Origin of the sequence: Tahibacter soli, assembly GCF_025717065.2 — a bacterium.
GTDB classification, from domain to species: Bacteria; Pseudomonadota; Gammaproteobacteria; order Xanthomonadales; family Rhodanobacteraceae; genus Tahibacter; species Tahibacter soli.
Map to the genome: position 1 here is coordinate 1 of NZ_JAOVZO020000009.1, position 19776 is coordinate 19776.

The 19776-nt window shown below is 69.0% G+C and carries 15 protein-coding genes; 6 read left to right on the top strand and 9 right to left on the bottom strand.

Features of this window, described 5'->3' with window-relative positions; all coding sequences use genetic code 11:
• Positions 1-298, bottom strand: a 298-nt coding sequence (locus tag OD750_RS07650) for a hypothetical protein (RefSeq protein WP_272841853.1), incomplete at its 3' end; no start/stop codon positions are given.
• A 157-nt stretch (positions 299-455) separates the two neighbouring features.
• Here OD750_RS07650 and OD750_RS07655 point away from each other — a divergent pair.
• Together OD750_RS07655 and OD750_RS07660 are read left to right on the top strand one after the other, a co-directional pair.
• A complete protein-coding gene (locus OD750_RS07655; protein ID WP_263542099.1) occupies positions 456-2003 on the top strand; it encodes an ankyrin repeat domain-containing protein in 1548 nt (515 codons plus the stop codon).
• A gap of 54 nt (positions 2004-2057) precedes the next feature.
• Positions 2058-2450, top strand: a complete 393-nt coding sequence (locus tag OD750_RS07660; RefSeq protein ID WP_263542098.1) for a VOC family protein — start codon at positions 2058-2060, stop codon at positions 2448-2450.
• Positions 2451-2459: 9 nt separating this feature from the next.
• Here the strand turns inward: OD750_RS07660 and OD750_RS07665 are convergent, their stop codons facing one another.
• The 7 genes from OD750_RS07665 to OD750_RS07695 all read right to left on the bottom strand — a co-directional run bounded on the left by OD750_RS07665 (position 2460) and on the right by OD750_RS07695 (position 14856).
• Complete coding sequence (locus OD750_RS07665) at positions 2460-3038, bottom strand: DUF1579 domain-containing protein (RefSeq protein WP_263542097.1); 579 nt, start codon at positions 3036-3038, stop codon at positions 2460-2462.
• Between the two features lie 143 nt (positions 3039-3181).
• Positions 3182-4264: a DUF4132 domain-containing protein gene (locus tag OD750_RS07670; RefSeq protein ID WP_263542096.1), complete on the bottom strand. Its 1083-nt coding sequence runs from the start codon at positions 4262-4264 to the stop codon at positions 3182-3184.
• Complete coding sequence (locus tag OD750_RS07675) at positions 4255-5307, bottom strand: hypothetical protein (RefSeq protein WP_272841854.1); 1053 nt, start codon at positions 5305-5307, stop codon at positions 4255-4257. The genes OD750_RS07670 and OD750_RS07675 overlap by 10 nt, the downstream gene beginning before the upstream one ends.
• A 122-nt stretch (positions 5308-5429) precedes the next feature.
• Positions 5430-8240 carry a winged helix-turn-helix domain-containing protein gene (locus OD750_RS07680; RefSeq protein WP_263542093.1) on the bottom strand — a complete coding sequence of 937 codons (2811 nt, stop codon included), beginning with the start codon at positions 8238-8240 and terminating at the stop codon, positions 5430-5432.
• 371 nt (positions 8241-8611) lie between these two features.
• Complete coding sequence (locus OD750_RS07685) at positions 8612-10768, bottom strand: M20/M25/M40 family metallo-hydrolase (protein WP_263542092.1); 2157 nt, start codon at positions 10766-10768, stop codon at positions 8612-8614.
• Positions 10769-10934: 166 nt separating this feature from the next.
• Complete coding sequence (locus tag OD750_RS07690; RefSeq protein ID WP_263542091.1) at positions 10935-14243, bottom strand: PKD domain-containing protein; 3309 nt, start codon at positions 14241-14243, stop codon at positions 10935-10937.
• Between the two features lie 400 nt (positions 14244-14643).
• Positions 14644-14856, bottom strand: a complete 213-nt coding sequence (locus tag OD750_RS07695; protein WP_263542090.1) for a SymE family type I addiction module toxin — start codon at positions 14854-14856, stop codon at positions 14644-14646.
• A gap of 711 nt (positions 14857-15567) precedes the next feature.
• Between OD750_RS07695 and OD750_RS07700 the strand changes: the two genes are divergently transcribed.
• Together OD750_RS07700 and OD750_RS07705 are read left to right on the top strand one after the other, a co-directional pair.
• The gene (locus tag OD750_RS07700; protein WP_263542089.1) at positions 15568-16398 is read left to right on the top strand and encodes a DODA-type extradiol aromatic ring-opening family dioxygenase; all 831 of its coding nucleotides are present in this window, start codon (positions 15568-15570) and stop codon (positions 16396-16398) included.
• 94 nt (positions 16399-16492) lie between these two features.
• On the top strand, positions 16493-17983 hold the full coding sequence (locus OD750_RS07705) for a ComEA family DNA-binding protein (protein ID WP_263542088.1): 1491 nt from the start codon (positions 16493-16495) through the stop codon (positions 17981-17983).
• 8 nt (positions 17984-17991) lie between these two features.
• On the opposite strand, the gene OD750_RS07710 is transcribed toward OD750_RS07705, so the two are convergent.
• Complete coding sequence (locus OD750_RS07710) at positions 17992-18324, bottom strand: low molecular weight protein tyrosine phosphatase family protein (RefSeq protein WP_263542118.1); 333 nt, start codon at positions 18322-18324, stop codon at positions 17992-17994.
• 51 nt (positions 18325-18375) lie between these two features.
• On the opposite strand from OD750_RS07710, the gene OD750_RS07715 reads away from it, so the two are divergent.
• Both OD750_RS07715 and OD750_RS07720 read left to right on the top strand, forming a co-directional pair.
• Positions 18376-19161: a hypothetical protein gene (locus OD750_RS07715; protein ID WP_263542087.1), complete on the top strand. Its 786-nt coding sequence runs from the start codon at positions 18376-18378 to the stop codon at positions 19159-19161.
• Between the two features lie 169 nt (positions 19162-19330).
• Positions 19331-19753 carry a YciI family protein gene (locus OD750_RS07720; RefSeq protein WP_263542086.1) on the top strand — a complete coding sequence of 141 codons (423 nt, stop codon included), beginning with the start codon at positions 19331-19333 and terminating at the stop codon, positions 19751-19753.
• The last annotated feature ends 23 nt before the right edge of the window (positions 19754-19776 follow it).

Sequence of the window (19776 nt, forward strand, 5' to 3'; positions counted from 1 at the left end):
GTTTGGCACCGCCGCCGGTGTCGCGTTTCATGCCAGGCTTGCGTTCGTGGCCGGTGCCGACATCGTCCTGCCTCGCGACGGTCGTGCCCGCATCGCGCAGGGCCTGCGCGACGAGCGATTGAGAAACGTTGGAGGAGACCGCGAAACCCGACCAGAGCGCGGCGGCCAGTGCGACCGCGAGCGGCGACAACGAAGACTTCATGCGACTTTCCCTTGCGACGAACGACGACAATCGACGCGCCCGTTCGCGCCGACAGGTTGCGTAGCGGAAGTTCGACCGCGAATCGATCAGTGCCACGTGTTCCCGGTGCGGGCGTTCCTGCTACGCTAGCCGTGGCGTCGCAAGCCGCCTCCGGGTCCGCGGAAAGGGTTCAACCCACTTGTCTGTCATACAAAACACCGACCTTTGTGCAGCCGGGCTTGCGGACCTTCGGCACTCATGCATGGAGGTTGTCGTGAAAGACCTGCCGCAGCGCCCGCATCTGGGCCATCTGAAGAAACAGGCGAAAGAACTGCTGGCCGCGTATCGCGAACGCGATGCCGCCGCGCTCGCGCGGCTGCGCGCCGCGCTGCCCGCAGCCGGCGGACGCGATGACGACGCGATCGTCGCGATGGACCTGCGCCTCGCCGACGCGCAGTCGTGTCTCGCGCGCGAGTACGGGTTCGCGTCGTGGACGCAGCTCAAGGACTACGTCGAGGCGCAATCGGCGCAGGACGACGCGCAGCGCCTCGAGCAGTGGCGCACGTGGACGTTCGGCGCCGGCTATCACGGCGCGAAGCCGCAGCTCGCCGCGCGGCTGCTGCGCGAGCATCCGCGGCTCGTCGCCGGCGACGCGGCGCTCGCCTGCGCGGTCGGCGACGTCGCGACCGTGCGCGCGCATATCGCCAAAGATCCACAATGGACCAAAGCGCGCGGCGGCGCGTCGATGTCCCCGCTCGTGAGCGCCTGCTTTTCCGGATTGATCCGCCTGCCGGAATTCGCGCGGGGCATCCGCGACTGTGCCGCGCTGCTGCTCGACGCCGGCGCCGATCCGAACGACCGGACGGTGGACCCCGCGTTTCCCGACGATCCGCTGTCCGCGCTCTACGGCGCCGCGGGCCGCAATCACGACGCGGCGCTGACGCGCCTGTTGCTCGACGCCGGCGCCGATCCGAACGACAACGAATCGCTGTATCACGCGGTCGAAGCCGACGACGACACGTGCGCACGCCTGCTGCTCGAAGCCGGCGCGCGCGTGAGCGGTTGCAACGCGCTGTATCGCGCGCTCGACTTCGAACGCCCGTCGACGCTGCGCCTGCTGCTGGCGCACGGCGGCGACGCGAACGAAGGCGGCCCGATCGGCAGTCCGCTGCTGCATGCGATCCGCCGCCGGCGTTCGGTCGATGTCGTGCGCATCCTGCTCGACGCCGGTGCCGATCCGAACGCGCGCAACGCGCACGGCGTCGACGCGTATCGTTTCGCGCGATGCATGGGCCTGCCGGAAGTCGCCGCGCTGCTGCGCGAGGCCGGCGCCGAGAGTGCGGAGGACGACGACGATCGCTTCCTCGCTGCCTGCGCGAACGCCGACCGCGCGGCCGTGCGCGCGATGCTCGACGCCGATCCGAAGCGCATCGCAACACTCTCGCAAGCGCAGCTTCGCCTGTTGCCGGAACTCGCCGCGAACGGCTGCGCAGACGCGGTGCGCACGATGGTCGAGGCCGGCTGGCCGGTCGCGACGCCGGGCGGCGACTGGCGCGCGAGCGCGCTCAACCACGCGGTGTTTCGCGGCGACGCGTCGCTCGCGGCGTTTCTCCTCGCGCACGGCGCGCGCTACGACGAACGCCACGGCTACGGCGACAACGTGTACGGTACGCTGAGCTTCGCGTCGAACGCGCAGCCGGTCGACGGCGGCGACTGGCTCGGCTGCGCGCGCGCGCTGATCGAAGGCGGCGCGCCGCTGCCGGACGCGGACTACACTTTTTCGGAAGATGTCGCAGAGTACTTTTCGGAACTTCGCCACTGACCCGCGGCGGCGGCGAGGCTCGCGCCTCGCCGCCGCACCTGACTGGATCCCGCCATGATCGATGCTGCACTCAACGGCGCCGTCGTCTTCGCCAAGAACGTCGACCGCCTGACCGCGTTCTACCGCGACGCGATGTCGCTCGCCGTCACGCACGAAGAGCCCGGCCTCGCCGTGCTCGAAGGCAACGGCGTGCAACTGGTGCTGCACGCGATACCGCCGCATATCGCCGACACGTTCGAGATCGCCGACCCGCCGGTCGCACGCGAGGACACGGCCATCAAGCTGTTCTTCCGCGTCGCCGATTTCGATGCCGCACGCACGGCGGCGGCGGCGCACGGCGGACGCTTCGACCCGCCCGAAAGGGAATGGGGCGCGCGCGGGTTTCGCGCGTGCGAGGGCGTCGATCCCGAGGGCAACGTCGTGCAGATCCGCACGCCTGCGGATTGACGCTACGCTTTAGCGTTCGGCGCGTTGAAAATCCGACGTCCAGTTCACTTCCCACGTCTTGCCGCCGTCGCCGGAGTACGCCTGCTCCCAGCGCGCCGATGCAGGCGTGATGCGCGACCAGGTCGTCCTGACGCGCACCGGTTTGCCGCGCAGCGTGTCGTCGGCCCAGAACGTGCCGACGCCGCCGGCGAACGCGCCCCTGATCGGCGGATCGAGGTTGCCGGCCGGGTTGCGGCCGTCGAGCCACCAGCTCGACCATTGCCCGGTCTGCGGGTCGTACGCGCGCAGGCTGGCGCCGCGGTAGGCGCCGTCGGGCAGATTGAACACGTTGTCGCCGACGTTGCCCCAGCCGTCCATCAGCTTGCGGACCGAGATCGTGCCGTCGAACTCGACCCAGTCGTCGCTGTTCGCGAGGCGTTCCCTGAGCTTGCGATGACTGACGCGCCAGTCGCCGACGAGGAAGTCGAAATCGTGCAGCCCCGCGAGGTTCGCGGGTTTCGCCGGCGGCGGCGCATCCTGCGTGGCGGCGGCGTTCGATGCGGCGAGTGCGAACAGCAGCGCGGTCGTCGTTGCGGTCAGGGCGTGCATGTGTGCTCCGGCATCGTCGTGTCGCGGCGATTGTCGGCGGCGTGCGACAGCGGACCTACGACCGCTTCATGCGGCGCGCGCGAGACCACTGTGCCAAGTTCCGCGATGCCGCGAGCCGCGCCGCGCACGCCGGTGTCGAAAAATTACCGACGCGCGAGCAGCGCGCCGACCGCGTCGGCAATCCGCTGCAGCAGCACTTCGTCGTACGGCAGCCAAGGCACGGCGGCGAGCTTGCCGCGCTTCGCCGGCAGTTCGAGTTCGACCGGCGCGCCGTCGTCGGTGACGCGCGCGGTCGAAAGGTGCACGGCATGGCTGCCGACGCGCACATGCCGCTCGTCGACCGCGACGCGTCCCGCGTCGATCTCGTGCGCCAGCGCGAGCGTCAGCGCGCGCCGACGCATCTGCGCCATTTCGCCGAGCGGCAGCGTGCCGAGCCGGTCGACGCGTGCGCGACGCTCGGTTCTCGGGTGCGACGGCCGCGCCGACGACGACGGCGATTCGTCGTCGATCGCGAACGCGCTGACGCTCACGAGCAGGTCGACCGCGCGGCAGGCTTCGGAAAACACGACCGCGTCGAGGTCGGCCAGCGTCGTGCGCTGCGCGCGACCGTCGCGATAGCGCGTGAAATGCAGGTCGATCGTGTCGCAATGCGCGTCGATGCCGGGATACAGCCCGTATTCCATTTCGAGATCGACGCGCACGTCACCGAACCAGCGCTCGATCAGCCGATCGTTGCCGGCGATCGTCCAGCTCTCGCGGCGCGCGACGCCCAGCAGCGGCCGCGTCGCCACGGTGTGGCCGGCGAACGTCGCGGTGCGGTTCGCCGCGCGCTCGTCGTCGGCCGGCCGATAGTGTTCGCGAAACGCCTGCCGGAACGGCTGCCGCAGCCGCGCCGCGACGATGTGCGCCTGCCACGCCGCGCGTTCGTCGTCGCTCGCCGTCACGGGATGCCACAGCCGGATGCGATCGCCGGCCGCCAGTTCGAGAGCGCCGCCCGCGGCATCGTGCAGCGCTTCGCCGTCGAGCATGAAGCTGCGCGGCACCGCTTCGCCCGACTGCGCCTGCCACACGAGCGTGCGCGCGAGCGCGGCGCCGCCGGGCGCGTGCGCCAGACGCGTGCGCCATTCGTCCGGCGTCAGGGCGAGGCCCTGCCAGTACGTGCTTTCGAGAAACTTCGCGAGTAGCGCCTGCTGCGCCTTGTCGGGCTCGGCCACGGTCAGCCGCAAGGCCACTTCCGGACGCGCGCCGAGTTTTTTTCGGCCGGCCGCAGATGGCGTTCGAGTTTCTTTTCGACGCCGGCGTGGCGGATCTCTTTGAGCGTATCGCGCAGCGCGCGCACGCTTTCGGGCGTCGGCGTACCGGCGATCGTTTCGCCGAGGCGGATCGCGAGCGACTGCGACGGCACGGTTTTCGCGGCGGTCGGCGCGAGGCAGGCCAGCCGCAGCAGGCGCGGACACACCTGCGCGTACCACGCCTCGTCGCGTAGCGCCGCGACCTCGGCCGCGCGCGCGAGCACCGGCGTGTCGTCGGTCGTGAACGCCTTGTCGGACTGGTACGGCACGCGGCCGGCGTGGATGTCTTCGAGCTGCGCCAGCGCCTTGGCGAGCGCCCTGCGCGAGAATTCGACGTAGGCCGGCTCGTGCGCGAGCGGCCGGCCGAAGTATTCGCTCGCGCTTTCGATCCAGTAGTGCACTTCTATCGCCGTGCGCAGTCGCGCGAGCGTGCACGGCGCGACGTGTTCGAGCGCGTCGAATTCGTCGAGCACGTACGGCGCATGCGCGTAGCGTTCGCGCACGGTGCGGCGCAGGCCGTCGACGCAGGCCGGACCGGCGATGCGCGCGAGCAGCAGCAGGTTGTAGCGCGCGTCGGCGTCGAAGACGTCGCCGAGCCGCGGAAGGCGCTGCCCGACGATGTCGTTGAGCGTCGCGCGCAGTTGCGCCGACGGTTCTTCGGCGAGCTGGCACACGTACGCCTCGATCGGCGCGCCGGGCAGCGCGACGAGTTCGCGCAGCACCGCATCGGAGAATTTCGGCAGCATCCGCCGCTGCGCCAGCTGCCGTCGGATCGCGACCGCCGCCTCCCGCGCCGCGCCGCTCGCGCCGCCGTCGAACCGGTGCGCGCGGTGCACGGCCGGCCACAGATCGCCGATCTGCCGCGGATCGAGGCCGTCGATGTCGATCGGCGGACCGACGAAGCGCGCGTGGTCGGTCGCGTCGGTCAGACGCGCAAGGATCTGCGCGCAGCGCGCATTCGGGTCGTTCGTGCTCATGCGGCCGTGCCGTCGTCGATGCAATCTTCCCATCCTAGCGCGACGGCGCGCCCCGACGCGCAAGCGCGTCGACGACTGTCCGGTGCTACCGCTACCCGGCGTGCGCTTCGGCCGACGCCGCGCTAAGGGTCCTTTGCGTGCGCATTGGCCAGCGCCGCGCCCGACGCATGCGCCGCCGGGTTCATCCAGATGTCCGATGCGCCGCGCATGCCGCTTTCGGCGAGCAGCTGCGCATGGCGACGGTCGGAGCAGCCGCCGGCGAGCGTGCCCGGGTCCATGACGCTGTGCACGAGCAGTTCGGCGAGCACGTCGCCGCGGTCGAGCGCGTCGGCGTGCAGCGATTCGAGTTCGCGCGCGGCGCCTTGCGCGTCGCCGCGCGCCCGCGCGATCAGCGCGTCGATCGTGCGGATGCGCCGGCGCTCGTACCAGTCGTCGTCCGGCACGAGCGCGGCGGCCGTCGCGGCGTCGCGCTTCGCCTCGTCGGTGCGGCCGAGCGCGAGCGCGATCTCGGCGCGCGTGACGCGCGCGTTCGCGACGAGCAGGCGGTACTGCGCGCGCGTGACTTCGGGCAATACGTCGTCGACGAGTTCGCGTGCGGCGTCGAGTTCGCCGACGCGCGCGAGCAGCGGCGCGATTTCGATCGCGAGGTTCCAGCGGTGCTGGCGGTTGGCGAGGTCGCGCACTTGCTTGCGCATCGGCATGAGCAGGCGCCGCGCTTCGCCGAGATCGCCGGCGTGGATCGCGAGTTCCGCGCTCGCGATGTCGGCCAGCTGGTCGAGCACCGGCTGGCCCGACGCACGGCATTCGCGAATGTCGTTGCGCGACGCCGACGTGCGGCCCTGCATCAGATGGATCGATCCGCGCAGGCAGCCGTTCGCGAGCGCGATCTGCGGCAGGTTGTCGCCGGCGCGCAGCGCGCGTTCGGCATCCGCGAGCGTCGCGAGCGCGGCGTCGTAGTGTCCGCGCAGGTAGTCCAGGCGCGCCGCGTTCAACCCCACCGAGTACGCGGCGCGGCCCTGCAGCGGTTCGGCTCGCAGCCTCGCGAGGCGACGGTCGACGGCGGCGAAGTCGAGCCGCAGCGTGTCTTCGTGCAGCAGATGCAGATCGATCACGCGCCGCTCGTACGCACGGCCCGACGATTCGGCCACCGCCGCGGCCTGCGCGAACCGTTCGCGCGCGCGGTCGGTGTCGCCGGTCTCGTCGAGGTACAGCGCGGTGCGGCGCAGCGCTTCGATTTCCACGCCGGGGTTGCCGGCGAGCCGCGCCTCGGCGAGCAGTTCGTCGAGCCGGCGCGGCGCGTCGTTGCCGCGCGGCCCGTACAGGTCGGCGTAGACCCGCGTGCGCAGCGCGCCGAGCTTGTCGCCGGCGGCGTCGAACGCGCGCACGGCGGCGTCGAACAGCGCGGCGTCGAGCGGCCGGCCGTTGTCGGCCTGCGCCTCGACGTACAGCAGCGTCGCCTGCGCGCGCTCGCGTTCCCAGCCGAGTTTTGCCGCGACGTCGATGGCCGCCTGCGCGGATTTCGCCGCGCGCGCCATGTCGCGGTTTGCGATTTCCACGTCGGCGCGCTGCATCAGCCAGCGCAGCGCCGGCGCAGGCTGCGCGGGCGGTTCGCCGGCGAGGAGCTGCGCCGCGTCGCGCGTGCGACCCAGTCGCTTGAGCGCGGACGCCTGGCCCAGCCGGTACGCCACGTCGCCGCCGGCGTGTGCCAGCGCCGCGAACGCGCGCGCGGCGGCCGCGTCGTCGTGCAGGATCAGCGAACGCTGCGCGTCGACCGGCGCGCGCAGCGGTCGAGGCAGCGCGTCGATCCACGCCGCGGCGCGCGTGAGTTCCGCTTGCGCAGCGCCCTGCTGGCCGAGTTCGTCGAGCGTCTGCGCGAGCCGCACCCGCGCGTAGCCGAACGCCGGCGCCTTGTCGACGACGGTCGTGTAGGCGCGTGCCGCATCGCTCCAGCGATGGCGCTGCTCGGCCACCCAGCCCTGCGCGAATTCGGCCGCGGTCGCAGCGTCCAGCGCGAGCGCCGGATACGATGCCGCGTCCTGCGACGGCACGACCGCCGCGAGCACGTCGCGGCCGACGGCGTCGAGCGTTGCGACCAGCGCATCGGCGGAGCTGGCCCGCATCACGTCGGGCGGCGGGCTCGATCCGCGAAAGCGCGCCGACACGCGCCACGGCACGTCGCCGCCGGGCGCCATTTCGACGCCGAGCACGATCGCAAGCTCGCCGCAGTCGCGGCAGGCGTCGGTCGCCGCGGCGACCGTGAGTTCGGGAAAACTGCGCAGCTGCCATTCGAGCCACGCCTGCAGGAGCGGCGTCGCCCAGCGCGCGTCGTCCGGCAACTCGGCCCCGGTCGCGGCGATCAGCGCCACGCGCCGGTGCGTGCTCGCGACGGAATCCGCGCGCAGCAACGCCGCGCCGCCGAGCGCGACGGTCGCAGCGATCGCCGCGGCGGCCCAGAGCAGCGGACGCCGTCGCGCCGTGTGCGCGGCGATCGCCGGTACCGGCGCCACCTCGCAGGCCGCCGCGACCGCCGCGGGATCGGGCAGGATGGCAGCGACGGATTCGGATTCCGCGGGTGCTTCGGGCGGACAGACGACCGCATGCGCCGACGCGGGCGGATCGAACACGTAGCCCTGCTTCGGCACGGTGCGTATCCACTGTTTCGCGGTGCGGCCGAATGCGCGGCGCATCAGCCAGATACAGTTCGTCAGACTCGCGTCTTCGACGACCGCGCCGCACCACACCTTGCGAAAGATCGTCTCGCGCGTCTGCAGCACGCCGGGCTCGCGCAGGAACAGCAGCAGCAGGCCGAAGCAGCGCGGATTGAGTTCGTACGACGAATCGCCGCGCCGCACGGTGCGATAGCGCAAATCGATTTCGATATCGCCCAGGCGCAGACGCTGGACGTCCGACGGCCAGTGAGGCTGCTCAGCCATACATCCCTCCGCAGTGAGGCTCGCGCGGCCATCATGGCCCCACACCCTCCCCCGCCCCCCGGCAGGCGAACGCTACGCTTCCTGTCGTTCAAGCAAGCAAAAGCGTACAGAACGCCGTCGTATAGCGCAGTCGCCTCGCGGACACAAGTAGCAGCGTACGGAGTTGTGTCGGCCGTCGCGAACGCGGTGCGCCGGCCATTACTTTTCTCTATGTGTAAATCGATCCAACTATAGGTTTTCCTTGTCGTACCGATCGATCGGTACGCATGCGTACGGAAGGTCGGGAGCACAAAACGAGACGGCGGCCGGTTCGACCGGCCGCCGTCCATACACCGCGGGTAACGGAAGGCCATCTTCCCCGCCGACGACCTTTATGGCGTAAAGCTGCCGGTGAGACTCACGCCGGAAAACGACGAGTAGGCCCGCAGCAGCACGTGGTACGTGCCCGCCTGCACCGGCGAGATCGTGCAGGTTTCCGCGTTCGTCGAACCGTTCGAACGGCAGGTGTACGTCGACGTGGTCGGCGCGGCGCCGAACCGCACGTACAGGTCGGCGTCGCCCGTGCCGCCCGACGTGACGAACCTGAGATTCGTCGCGCCGGCCGGAACGACGAGCGTGTAGCTCGCGAACGCACCGGTGGCCGCGGCGAGCCCCGTCGCCGGCACGCCGTTCTGCAGCACGTTGCCGCCGCCCGACGTCGAATAGCTGCCGGTCAGGCTCATGCCCGAGAACGCGGCGTACGCCTTGATCAGCACGTGATAGGTGCCGGCTTGCGCGGCGGCGATCGCGCAGGTCTCGGCGTTGGTGCCGCCGTCGGACTTGCAGTCGTACGACGTCGTCGTCGGCGCCGAACCGAATTTGACGTAGAGATCGGCGTCGCCGGTACCGCCGGCGGTGGCGAACCTGAGGTTCGCCGCGCCGGCCGGCACGGTCATCGTGTAAGCGAGCGTCGCGCCGGCGGCGGCCGACAGCCCCGCGACGGGCACGCCGTTCTGCAGCACGTTCGACGACGGCGGCGCCGTCACGGTCACCGTGCTCGTCTTCGCGTTCGTCGCGCCCGCGTTGTCGGTCACGGTCAGCGTGACGTTATAGGTGCCGACGGATGCGTACGTGCGCGTCGGATTCGTCGCCGCCGACGTGCCGCCGTCGCCGAAGGTCCATGCCCGCGACGCGATGGTGCCGTCGCTGTCGGTCGAACTGTCGGTGAACGTTGCCGCGAGGCCGTTCGTCGCGACGCCGAAGTTCGCGACCGGCGGCACGTTGACCGGCGGCGTGCCGCCTTGCGTCTTGCCGAGTTCGCCGAGAAACGCGAGGCCCAGCTGCGCGAACTTCACGCTGTTCTGCGCCGAGTCGCCCATGTTCGCGAGCGTGTCGTTGGCCGAATGGATGTACGGGTTGTAGCCGGTCGCGGTGCCGGCTTCGAACATCATCGCCGACGGAAAACCCGCGCTCGTCCACGACGCGTGATCGGAGCAGCCGTAGCCGCAGGTGTACGTGCCGCGCGTGATGCCGAGCGGCGCGAGGTACGTGTCGAACAGGTTCGTCAGGAACGTCTTCATCGCCTCGTTCGAGTAGTCGGTGACGAGCTGCATGTCCTCGACGTTGCCGGCCTTGTAGTTCGTCATGTCCATCTGCAGCACGCCGGCGACGTTGGTGCCGGCGGTCTTGAACGACTGCGCGATCGCGTTCGAACCGCGCAGTCCGACTTCCTCGGCCGCGTACGCCATGAACTTCACCGTGCGCTTGGGCTTCCAGTTGCCGGCGAGCGCGATGCGGATGACTTCTGTCAGCGTCGCCACACCGGAGGCGTCGTCGTCCGCGCCCGGCGCGGTCTGCGTCGTGCTGCCGCCGCCGGAGCCGTTGATCGAATCCAGGTGCGCGCCGAGCACGACGACCTCGTTCGCAAGCTCGGTGCCCTGCACCGTCAGGATCACCGACGGCTGCGTCGAGCAGTTCGCGCAGCCGGTGTACAGCTCGGCCGTCACGTCGGTGCGCGCACCCGCGAGACCGGCCCACGTCGACCGGATCCACTCCGCCGCCGTCCTGCCGTCGGCGCTCGTGTAGTAGCGGTTGCGATAGCTCGACAGGTGCGCGATCGTCGCTCGGATGTTCGCGCCGCTCGCCGTCGGCAGCCACGGGTTGACGGTCGCGCCGTTGTCGATCGTGTACGTCGCCGTCGGCAGCACCGCGGTGATCGCCGCCGCGCGGTCGGCCGCGACGAACGCGTCGGCCTCGCCGCGCGTGGCGAACGCGAAGTAGCCGCCGCAGCGGTTCTCCTTCGCGTGGATGCTTTCGGCGATTTGTGCCAATTGGTATTCCTTGACTTCGGCGACGACGAGCGCCGTGCCGACGCTGTCGCGCCGCGCGACGCCGTTGCGCGCGAACGCGCCGAGCGTGCGGAAGGTGTCCTGCGAGGTGACGATGTATACCGACTCGCCGGGATCGCGCGCGTTCGACGCGACCGCCGGTGCGGCGAGCGTGCACGCCGCGATCGTCGCGGCAAGAATGCCGCCGTTCAGCAGTTTCATGGGATGGCTCCGGTCAGCGGGCCGGCGCGCGCACGGGCGCGCAGCGGCGCCACGATGCGGACGTCGACCGGTGAAACAGGCGGTGGCGCAAGTTTTCCTGCGCCGGGAATGACGACCCCGGCCTGAGCCGGGGTCGTCGTGTCGCTTTGGTCCGATCGTCAGGCGATCAGAACGTGATGCTCCAGCTGTTGATGTAGCCCGTGTCCTGCGACGCGTTGTCGTTGACGCGCAGATTCCACGTGCCGTTCAGCGCTTCGCTCGACAGGTTCAACGTGACCGTCTTGTTGATGTTGTCGGTGCCCGAGCCGGTGCGGTTGTGGATGTTGTACAGCGTGCCGTCCGGCGCCACGAGATCGACCTTCAGATCGCCGATGTACGTATGGACGATCGCGACCGTGACCGACGCGTTGGTCGGCGCGTTGCCGGTGCGGCCCGACACCGTGATCGGGCTGTCGACCGTCGCGTTGTCGTTGATCGGATAGTCGGTCGTGTTCGTGTACGTCTGCGTGCCGCTGCCCGGCGGCGTGAAGCTGCCGGTGAGGGAGAGGCCCGAGTACGCCGCATAGGCGTGCACCATCACGTAGTACGTGCCGGCCTGGGCCGTCGCGATGTTGCACGTTTCGGCATTCGTGCTGCCTTCGGACTTGCAGTCGTTGACCGTGGTCGTCGGCGCCGAGCCGAACTTCACGTACAGGTCGGCGTCGCCCGAGCCGCCGGTCGTGACGAACTTGAGGTTCGTCGCGCCGGCCGGAACGACGAGCGTGTACACCTTGTCGACGTTGATCGCGGCCGACAGGCCCGTCACCGCCACGCCGTTCGTGAGCACGTTGCCCGACGGCGCGGTGACCGTTACCGAACTCGTCTTGGTGTTCGTCGCGCCGCCGTTGTCGGTGACGGTCAGCGTCACGGTGTACGTGCCGGCCGCGGCGTACGTGCGGCTCGGGTTCGTCGCGGTCGACGTGCCGCCGTCGCCGAAGTTCCAGCTGCGCGACGCGATCGTGCCGTCGGTGTCGGTGGAGCTGTCGGTGAAGTTCGCGGTGAGGTCGCTCGTCGTGAACGTGAAGTTCGCCGTCGGCGGAACGTTGGTGCCGCTCGACACGGTGACCTGCGACGACTTCGTGTTCGTGCCGCCGGCGTTGTCGGTAACCGTGAGCGTGACGGTGTACGAACCGGCCGTCGCGTACGTGCGGCTCGGATTCGCCGCGGTCGAGGTGCCGCCGTCGCCGAAGTTCCACGCGCGCGAGGCGATCGTGCCGTCGCTGTCGGTCGACGTGTCGGTGAAGTTCGCGGTGAGGCCGCTCGTGGTGAACGTGAAGTTCGCGACCGGCGGAACGTTGGTGCCGCCGCCGCTGCACGCCGGACGCGTGCCGCAGGCGATGCCGTGCGCGTTGAACGCGTCCCAGATGCGGCAGGCGTTCGGCGTGCCGTCGGCGAGGTTGCCGTTGTCGTCGTCGGCCGCGAGATACACGGTGTACCAGTTGTTCGAACCGCAGCCGTCGACCGACGCGGCCGTGTTGCACTTGCCGCCGGAAGCGACGCGATAGGCGCTCTTGGACGGCGTCAGGCTGCCGTACCAGATTTTGTCCATCTGTGCATAACCGGCGGTCGCGCCGTACTGCGCGACCAGCGCCTGCGCGAGATCCCAGTTGGCCGAGCTGGCGATATAACTTTCGCAATGGCCTTCATAGCCCATCGGACCCTGATACGGCTGGATGCCGTTGGCGAGGTACGGGCAGGCGAAGCGGTCGCAGTTCGCGCCGGCGTTGTCGGTGATCGTCGACGGCTTGGCGATCGTCGCCGCGCCGTGCGTGCTGAACGCGTTCAGGTCGCGCACGCCGGTGCAGGTGGACGCGCAGTTCGCGCAGCCGTTCGGGCCGGTGAAGAAGCCGTTGCCGATGCACGCGCTCTTGGTTTCGAGAAACGCGAAGCTGTCGCCGACCGCTTCGCCGGTGCCGTTTTCCGACGCCGATCCGCCCGAGTTCGTGTCCATGCCATGGCCCCACTCGTGCAGGAACACGGCCGGCAGTTCGCCGGTGTTCGAGCACGAAGTGGAACCGGACGAACCGGACTTGAAGAAGTTCAGCGTGCTGCCGTCCCAGTACGCGTTGCAGACGTCGTTGATGTTCATGTTCGCGGTGACCTTGCCCGCGATCCACGAATTGCTCGGCAGGAACGTCGCCGCCTTGCGGTTGATCTTCGTCAGGTAGTAGAAGCCGTTGCGCGACGAGCGCGTGTTGCCGGCGCCGCCCGGCGCGGTGGTCGAACCGCAGTCGGTACCGGTGTCGGTGCCGAGGTGCAGGTTGCCGTCGGTCGAATTCGCCAGCGAAATCGAACCGCACGCGTCGCTCATGCGGAAGTATTTGCCGTCGAGCGTGACCGTGGCCGAGCCGCTCGAATAGTCGTAGATGCCGAGCGCGTCGGTCACCTTGGCGCCGCCGTTCGTCACCGCCGCGAACGGCATCGGCACGATCGTTTCGGGACCGGTGTTGATCGACGTGAACACGCCGCCGTCGACCGTGGCGTTGACGGTGAGCGTCAGGTCGCGCACTTCGATCACGCGATTGGTCTTGGCGTCGACCATCATCTGATACGTCGCCTTGTCGCCGGCGACGCGAAACACGAAGCGCCAGGCCAGGCGATGCGAATAGCCCTGGCCGTCCGCGCCGCGGAAGCCTTCGCCGGCGCCCGAAAGATCGGCCGCGTACGGCAGCAGCAGCAGTTCGCCGCGGTCGACGAGCGTCACGCCGCGCACCGGCGTCGAGATGCCGAGTTCGCCGTAGGCGACTTCGAACGCCTTGTCGCGCGCCGACACCGGGAACGTGTCGACGTCGACCGGCGCGACGAGATTGCTGCCGAACTGCACGATGTTGCCGTTGGACACGCGGAAGAACAGGTTGGCGCCTTGCACGCGCACGCCGTTCTTCGACTGCGCGAACTCGATGAACCAGTGTGTATTGTCCTTGCCGTAGCCGACGCTCGACGTCGTATCGAGCTGAAACTCGAGGCCGTCGGTCTTGAGCAGGTCGCGGTTCGCCGCGACGAAGTCGAGGAGGCGCGCCTCGACGACCGCAAGATCGATCGTCTCGCCGGCCGCGAGGCCCATCTTGCCGAGATCGAGCTTGTTGCCGCGGCCGGGCACGACCGGCACACCGGAACCCTGCACGAGATTCGGGCGGTCGCCGCGGCGGTCCCAGCGCATTTCCCAGGTGCCGGGATTGCGCTTGAGGAAATCGGCGGCTGCCGGGCGCGACATCGTTTCGCGCAGTTGCTCGGTCGCTTCCAGCGCCGGGTGGACGTCGAGTTCCGGCGCGAGAAACGCGCGCCGCAGCACGGGTTTCGAAATGCCGGCATCGGGCTGGATCGCGAACGCCGAAGACGCGGCCGCGGCGAGACCGAGCAGCAGGTATTGCAGGGTGCGAGCAGAGGACCTACGCGCGGGACGCGCGGTTGTCCGGCCGAACAGGGAACGATTCATGAACTTCTCCCTCCAAGAAGGTTTCGTGAGATCGACAGTGCCAAAGCCGCCTTCGGGGGATGAACCGCATTGCCGTCGTCATGCGAGCTGCGGCGACGTGAGACCGACCCGGGGCGCAAGCTGAAGCCGATCGAGCGTCGATGGCGCCACCGTGAAAAACCACGCAGAAAACATCACCGATGTATCTTTCGTTTCAACTTTTTGATTCGTAAGTCTTATTGTTCGCGCCCCGCGTGGCGGCGATGCCGGGCGACCGCTCTGGCGGCTGTTCGTACCGGTGCCGGAGCGCCATTCGTAGACAGCCAGGATTCCGATGGCCGCTCAAACTCGCCGCCGTCGGCCGACACGGCGACGGCGACAGGCGGAAGCCTCGACGGGCGAGGCTTCCGCGATGTGGACGCTAGGCGCGGATGATGACGAGGCGGCCGGCGGTGACGCGGATGGTCACGATGTCGCCGGGCAGGAAACCGGCGTTGATCAGCCAGATGCCACGCAGGCGGATGTTGGGAACCTCGCGTGGCAGGTGTGCGTAGTCGACGGCTGAGTAGTAGGCCGTACCGACGCGGATTTGCTTTGTGGAAGACTCGGCCGGCTTATCATTGCGCTTACCCATGATCCACTCCTTTCCAAGTGGGTTGTGGTCAGCGAACGGCGTGGCGCTAACCGCGCCGTTCGCGCTATGCCCTTGAGCGATTGGTCGCTGTGGGCGACCTCTCAGAGCACCGCGCGCAGGCACGTCAAGGATTCGGTTTCATCGAACTTGCGCAGTCCTTGACGTGCCGAGCACGGTGCTAGGCTGTGACGACCGCAGCGAGTAGTTGTATTGCGCTACACGCTGCGAGCTTCGCTGCTTTGCTCGTCATCCCAGCGCAAGCTGGGATCCAGCCGTCGCTGCTGTTCTCGACGTCTAAATGCTGGATTCCAGCTTGCGCTGGAATGACGAGCGGAGAAGGACCTTCGCTTGTTGGTTGTCGCCAGTATTTCGTCCAATCCACCAGCGCCCGAACGCGCAAGGAAGAACGCAATGGACACTTGGAACGAACGCAACGAACGCCAGCGAAGCGTCTCGGAGAGGATAGGCACCTTGTGGGACGAAGGCATCGCGAGCGGATGGGTCGGCGAATTGACCGCCGACGACATCAAACGGAAGGCTCGCGCGCTGCAACTTGGGGGAACGTCCGGCGGCGTCCGAGAGCCCTAACCTGATTGCAGCGTTTCCGCAGCGGCAACATTCCATTTCCCCCGCGGCGGCTTATGCCGCGGGGAAAACGGCGCAATCTCCGAACCTTCGGCGCCCCGCGCGCCCCGCCGTCGAGATCGCCGCATGTCCACGCTCCCCACCGTTTTCGTTCCGCACGGCGCCGGCCCGTGCTTTTTCATGGACTGGCAGCCCGCCGGCACCTGGGATCGCATGGGCGGCTTTCTGCGCGGCCTCGTCGACGTCGTCAGCACGCGACCGCGCGCGCTCGTCGTCGTGTCGGCGCATTGGGAGGAGTCCGCGTTCACCGTCAACGCGCAGGCCGCGCCGGATCTTTTGTACGACTACGGCGGCTTTCCCGAACACACGTACCGCCTCGCCTGGCCCGCGCCCGGCGCACCCGATCTCGCGGCGCGCATTCGCGCGCTGCTCGCCGACGCGGGCATCGCATCGCGCGAGGAACACCGGCGCGGACTCGACCACGGCGTCTTTATTCCGCTCAAGCTCGCGTTTCCCGACGCCGACGTGCCGGTCGTGCAGCTGTCGCTCAGGACCGGCCTCGACCCGGCCGCGCACCTCGCGCTCGGCCGAGCGCTCGCGCCGCTGCGCGACGAAGGCGTGCTGATCGTCGGCAGCGGCATGACGTTCCACAACATGCGCCGCTTCAAGATGAGCGGTGCCGGCATCGACGCCGATTCGCAGCGCTTCGACGCATGGCTCGCCGAAACGATCGCGCTGCCGCGCGCCGAACGCGAAGCGCGCCTCGTCGACTGGTCGCGCGCGCCCGGCGGCCGCGAGTCGCATCCGCGCGAGGAACACCTGCTGCCGCTGCACGTCGTGGCCGGCGCCGCGGGCGACGATGCAGGCGCGCGTGTGCTCGACGACGTCGTGCTCGGCAGCGCACAGTCGGCTTTTCTTTTCGGTGCTCGCGCTCACTCAAACGTTAAAAAAGCGTAAGCTGCGACTGTCGACCGGCGACGAGCCGGTGCGGCAGACGCGTCGGTTCGGTACGAACGCCGGGACGCGGTCCTTCGGACGCAATGGAATGACCATGTTTTCTTCAAGACTGCTGACGCTGGTCCTGGCGCTGTCGTGCGGTTTTTCGCAGGCCGCCGAACTCGGCGTGCTCGCGCCCGTCGTCGTCGACGGCCAGGCGCAATCGAAACCGTCGCCGGACGGCAAGCCCGCGCCGATCGTCACGCGTCTGCGCGGCGGCGAGCTGTTCGCCAAGCTGCAGCGCGAAGCGAAGGACGGCTTCACCGCGTCGATGCTCGCGCTCGACGAAGCGGCGCAGCTGGCTTCCGGCATCGCCGAACCGCATGCGACGTGGCTGTATCTGTCGCTCGAAGACGGCGGCTACGCCCGCTCGGGCTTCTGGCTCAAGACCGGCGACGACGAACGCTACGTCGCCGAACCGTTCGTCGACCTCGTCGTCGACGACGAAACGATCGCCGACGGCACGTTCGAGGAAATCTTCGCGCACGAACTCGGCCACGTGATGCTGCGCCGGCTCGTGCCGCGCTTTCCGCTCGGTTACTCGCGCACGCCGCATTCGGCGTTCGCGATCACCGACCCGCCGACCGCGTTCGACGAAGGCTTTGCGATCCATTTCCAGGGCCTATCGCGCGCGTACACCCGCAACGAGCGCCTGCGCCGCGAAGACCGCGGGTTCGACGGCCGGCCGTTCGTCGGCACGTGGCTGTCGAATCTCGATCGCGCCGCGCGCATCGACGGCATGCGCCGCAACCTGTTCGTGCACGCGCAGCTGCCGCTCGCCGGCGAGTCCGACGCGATCGCCGCGCGCGAGTACAGCACGCTGTTCGATACCGCAAAGTATAAAAGCGGCGACCAGATGATGGCGTCCGAGGGCGTCGTCGCCACCGTGTTCTACCGCTGGCTCGTACCCGGCGACGCGAGCAATACCGCGCTCGCCGAGCGCTACGGCCGCGTGTTCGAGGCGCTCGGCGTGCTCGGCCGCGGCGAGCTGCCGCCCGACACGCCGATCCTCGTGCGCCTCTTGCGCAGCTACGCGGGCCTGCATCCGGAGAACGGCGGCGACGCGCTGCGCCTGTTCGTCGAAACGACGTTCGCGAGCACGATCGACCCCGCCGTCGCGCGCGAGGCCGAGGCGCTCGCGGCGCGCGGACGCGTCGGCGACCACGAGGCGTTCGTCGCGCAGCTCAGGCCGGCGCGCGAGAACCTGGCTCGCGTCGTCGAGGAAACCGTGCGCATTCCCGCGCGGCTCGATGCCGCGCTGTCGACACCGATCTGGCTGTACGCGGAACTGCCGCCGAAAACGCCGGAAGGCAAGCCGACGCCGCTCGCGGTGAATCTCAACACGACCGAACGCGAACCGTTGGCCGCGCTGCCCGGCGTCGGCGACGCGCTCGCGGCGAAGATCGTCGCCGAACGCCGCGCCAAAGGGCCCTACGCGAACCTGACGAACCTTTCCGAACGCGTGAAGCTCAGCGGCAAGGCGGCCGCGGCCGTCGCCGAACTCAACGAAGCGGCGCAGAAGGCCGGTACGTACGAGCGGCGCTGAGCGACGCTTCAACCGCGCGGCAGATGCCGCGGTACGACGGCCTCGAGGATGCGGACGAGACCCGGGTCCATGTAGTCGAACTCGTCGGGAATCTCCAGGCACACGACGCGCTTGCCGGCTAGGTGCCTGCGAAACTTGCCCGAGAGTTTCGAGCGATGCCGGCGCTCCATCACGAAGATCAGCTGCGCCCATTCGAGAAGCTCCGGCGTCACCGGATTGTCGGCGCCTTTGTTGAGCCCCGCCGACGCGGTTTCGATACCCGGCCAGTTCGCGAACACCTGCTCCGCGGTCGGGCTGCGCAGGCGGTTCTGGCTGCAGATGAAAAGCACGTTCATGACGATGGCAATGTCGTAGCGGCTCGGCGATAGTTGCCGCATTCCGGGGGAATCGCAATGGATCGGATCACGTCGACGACACTCGCGCTGTTCGTGGTGCTGTGCGGGCTCGGCATCCGCCAGTGCGCGATCGGCGTCTACGGCACGCACCTGCCGATGGACGTCAAGGATCTCACCCCGATCGAACCGCAGCTCGCGAAGCTCAAGCCCGGCGAACGCGAACTCGTCGTCGGCTATTTGAAGCGCAGCAACGGCGACGTGCTGCCGGCGAAGTTCACCGATCCCGACAATCCGTTTACCGCGCGCACGTTCGGCGAAGCCATCCGCCTGCAGCGCGCGTGGCTCGTGCGCGACGCCGAACGGCAGGCGAAGGCCGACGCGCTCGCCGCGCAGCGCGACGCGGCGATGCAGCCGCTGCGCGCGGCGGTCGACGTGCGGCTCGTGCGCCGGCAGATCCTGACGCACGACGAGATCTACGGCGTGGCGCAGCCGACGACGAACGCGCGCGGCCAGACCGTCAAGCACGCGTTCAATACCAACGAAGCGCTCGTCGTGACCTGGCGCCTGCGCAATACCTCGCGGCGCACGATCGATTCGGCGTCGGGCTCGGTCTGGCTGCGCGACGCGGCCGGCCAGCGCGCCAACAGCTGCTGGATCGACCACCGCGATCCGCTGCCGCCCGACGAATCCGTCGAGGTTCGCTGCGGCAACACCGCCAAAGGCGTCGGCGACGCCGACCGCGCATTCGTCGCGACCTCGGCCGGCGAGTTCGTCCTCGTCTGGGAACCGCGCAAGGTCACGTTCGCCGGCGGCGAGACGCTCGACGCCGAGCGCCGACCGTAGAAATATTTGCTAGTTCAGCGACTTAGCTCGCCGCAAAAAAACTTCGATTTTTTCGCGTCGCGTGTCGATTCGGCGCGCGCTCGTTCGACGTTGTCTATGAGCGCCGGCGAGAAGGTCCGGAACGGACCGATCCCGCGGCTCCCCACCCCATCACAACGAGGACAAGAACATGCGTTTCATGGTGATCGTAAAAGCCGACCGGAGCACCGAAGCGGGCGTGATGCCGAGCGAAGAGCTGCTGCGCGACATGGGCAACTACAACGAAGAACTCGTCAAGGCCGGCATCATGAAGGCCGGCGAAGGCCTGAAGCCCACGAAGTTCGGCGCCCGCGTCTACTTCTCGGGCGACAAGCGCACCGTCGTCGACGGCCCGTTCGCCGAGACGAAGGAAATCGTCGCCGGCTACTGGCTGTGGGAATGCGCCTCGCTCGCCGAAGCGATCGACTGGGCGAAGCGCTGCCCGAATCCGACCGGCGAAGAATCGCAGCTCGAAATCCGCCCGCTGTTCGAGGCCGACGACTTCGGCGCCGAGTTCACGCCGGAGCTGCGCGAACAGGAAGACCGTCTGCGCGCGCAGCTCGAACAGCAGTAAGCCCGCGAAGAATCGAGGCCGCC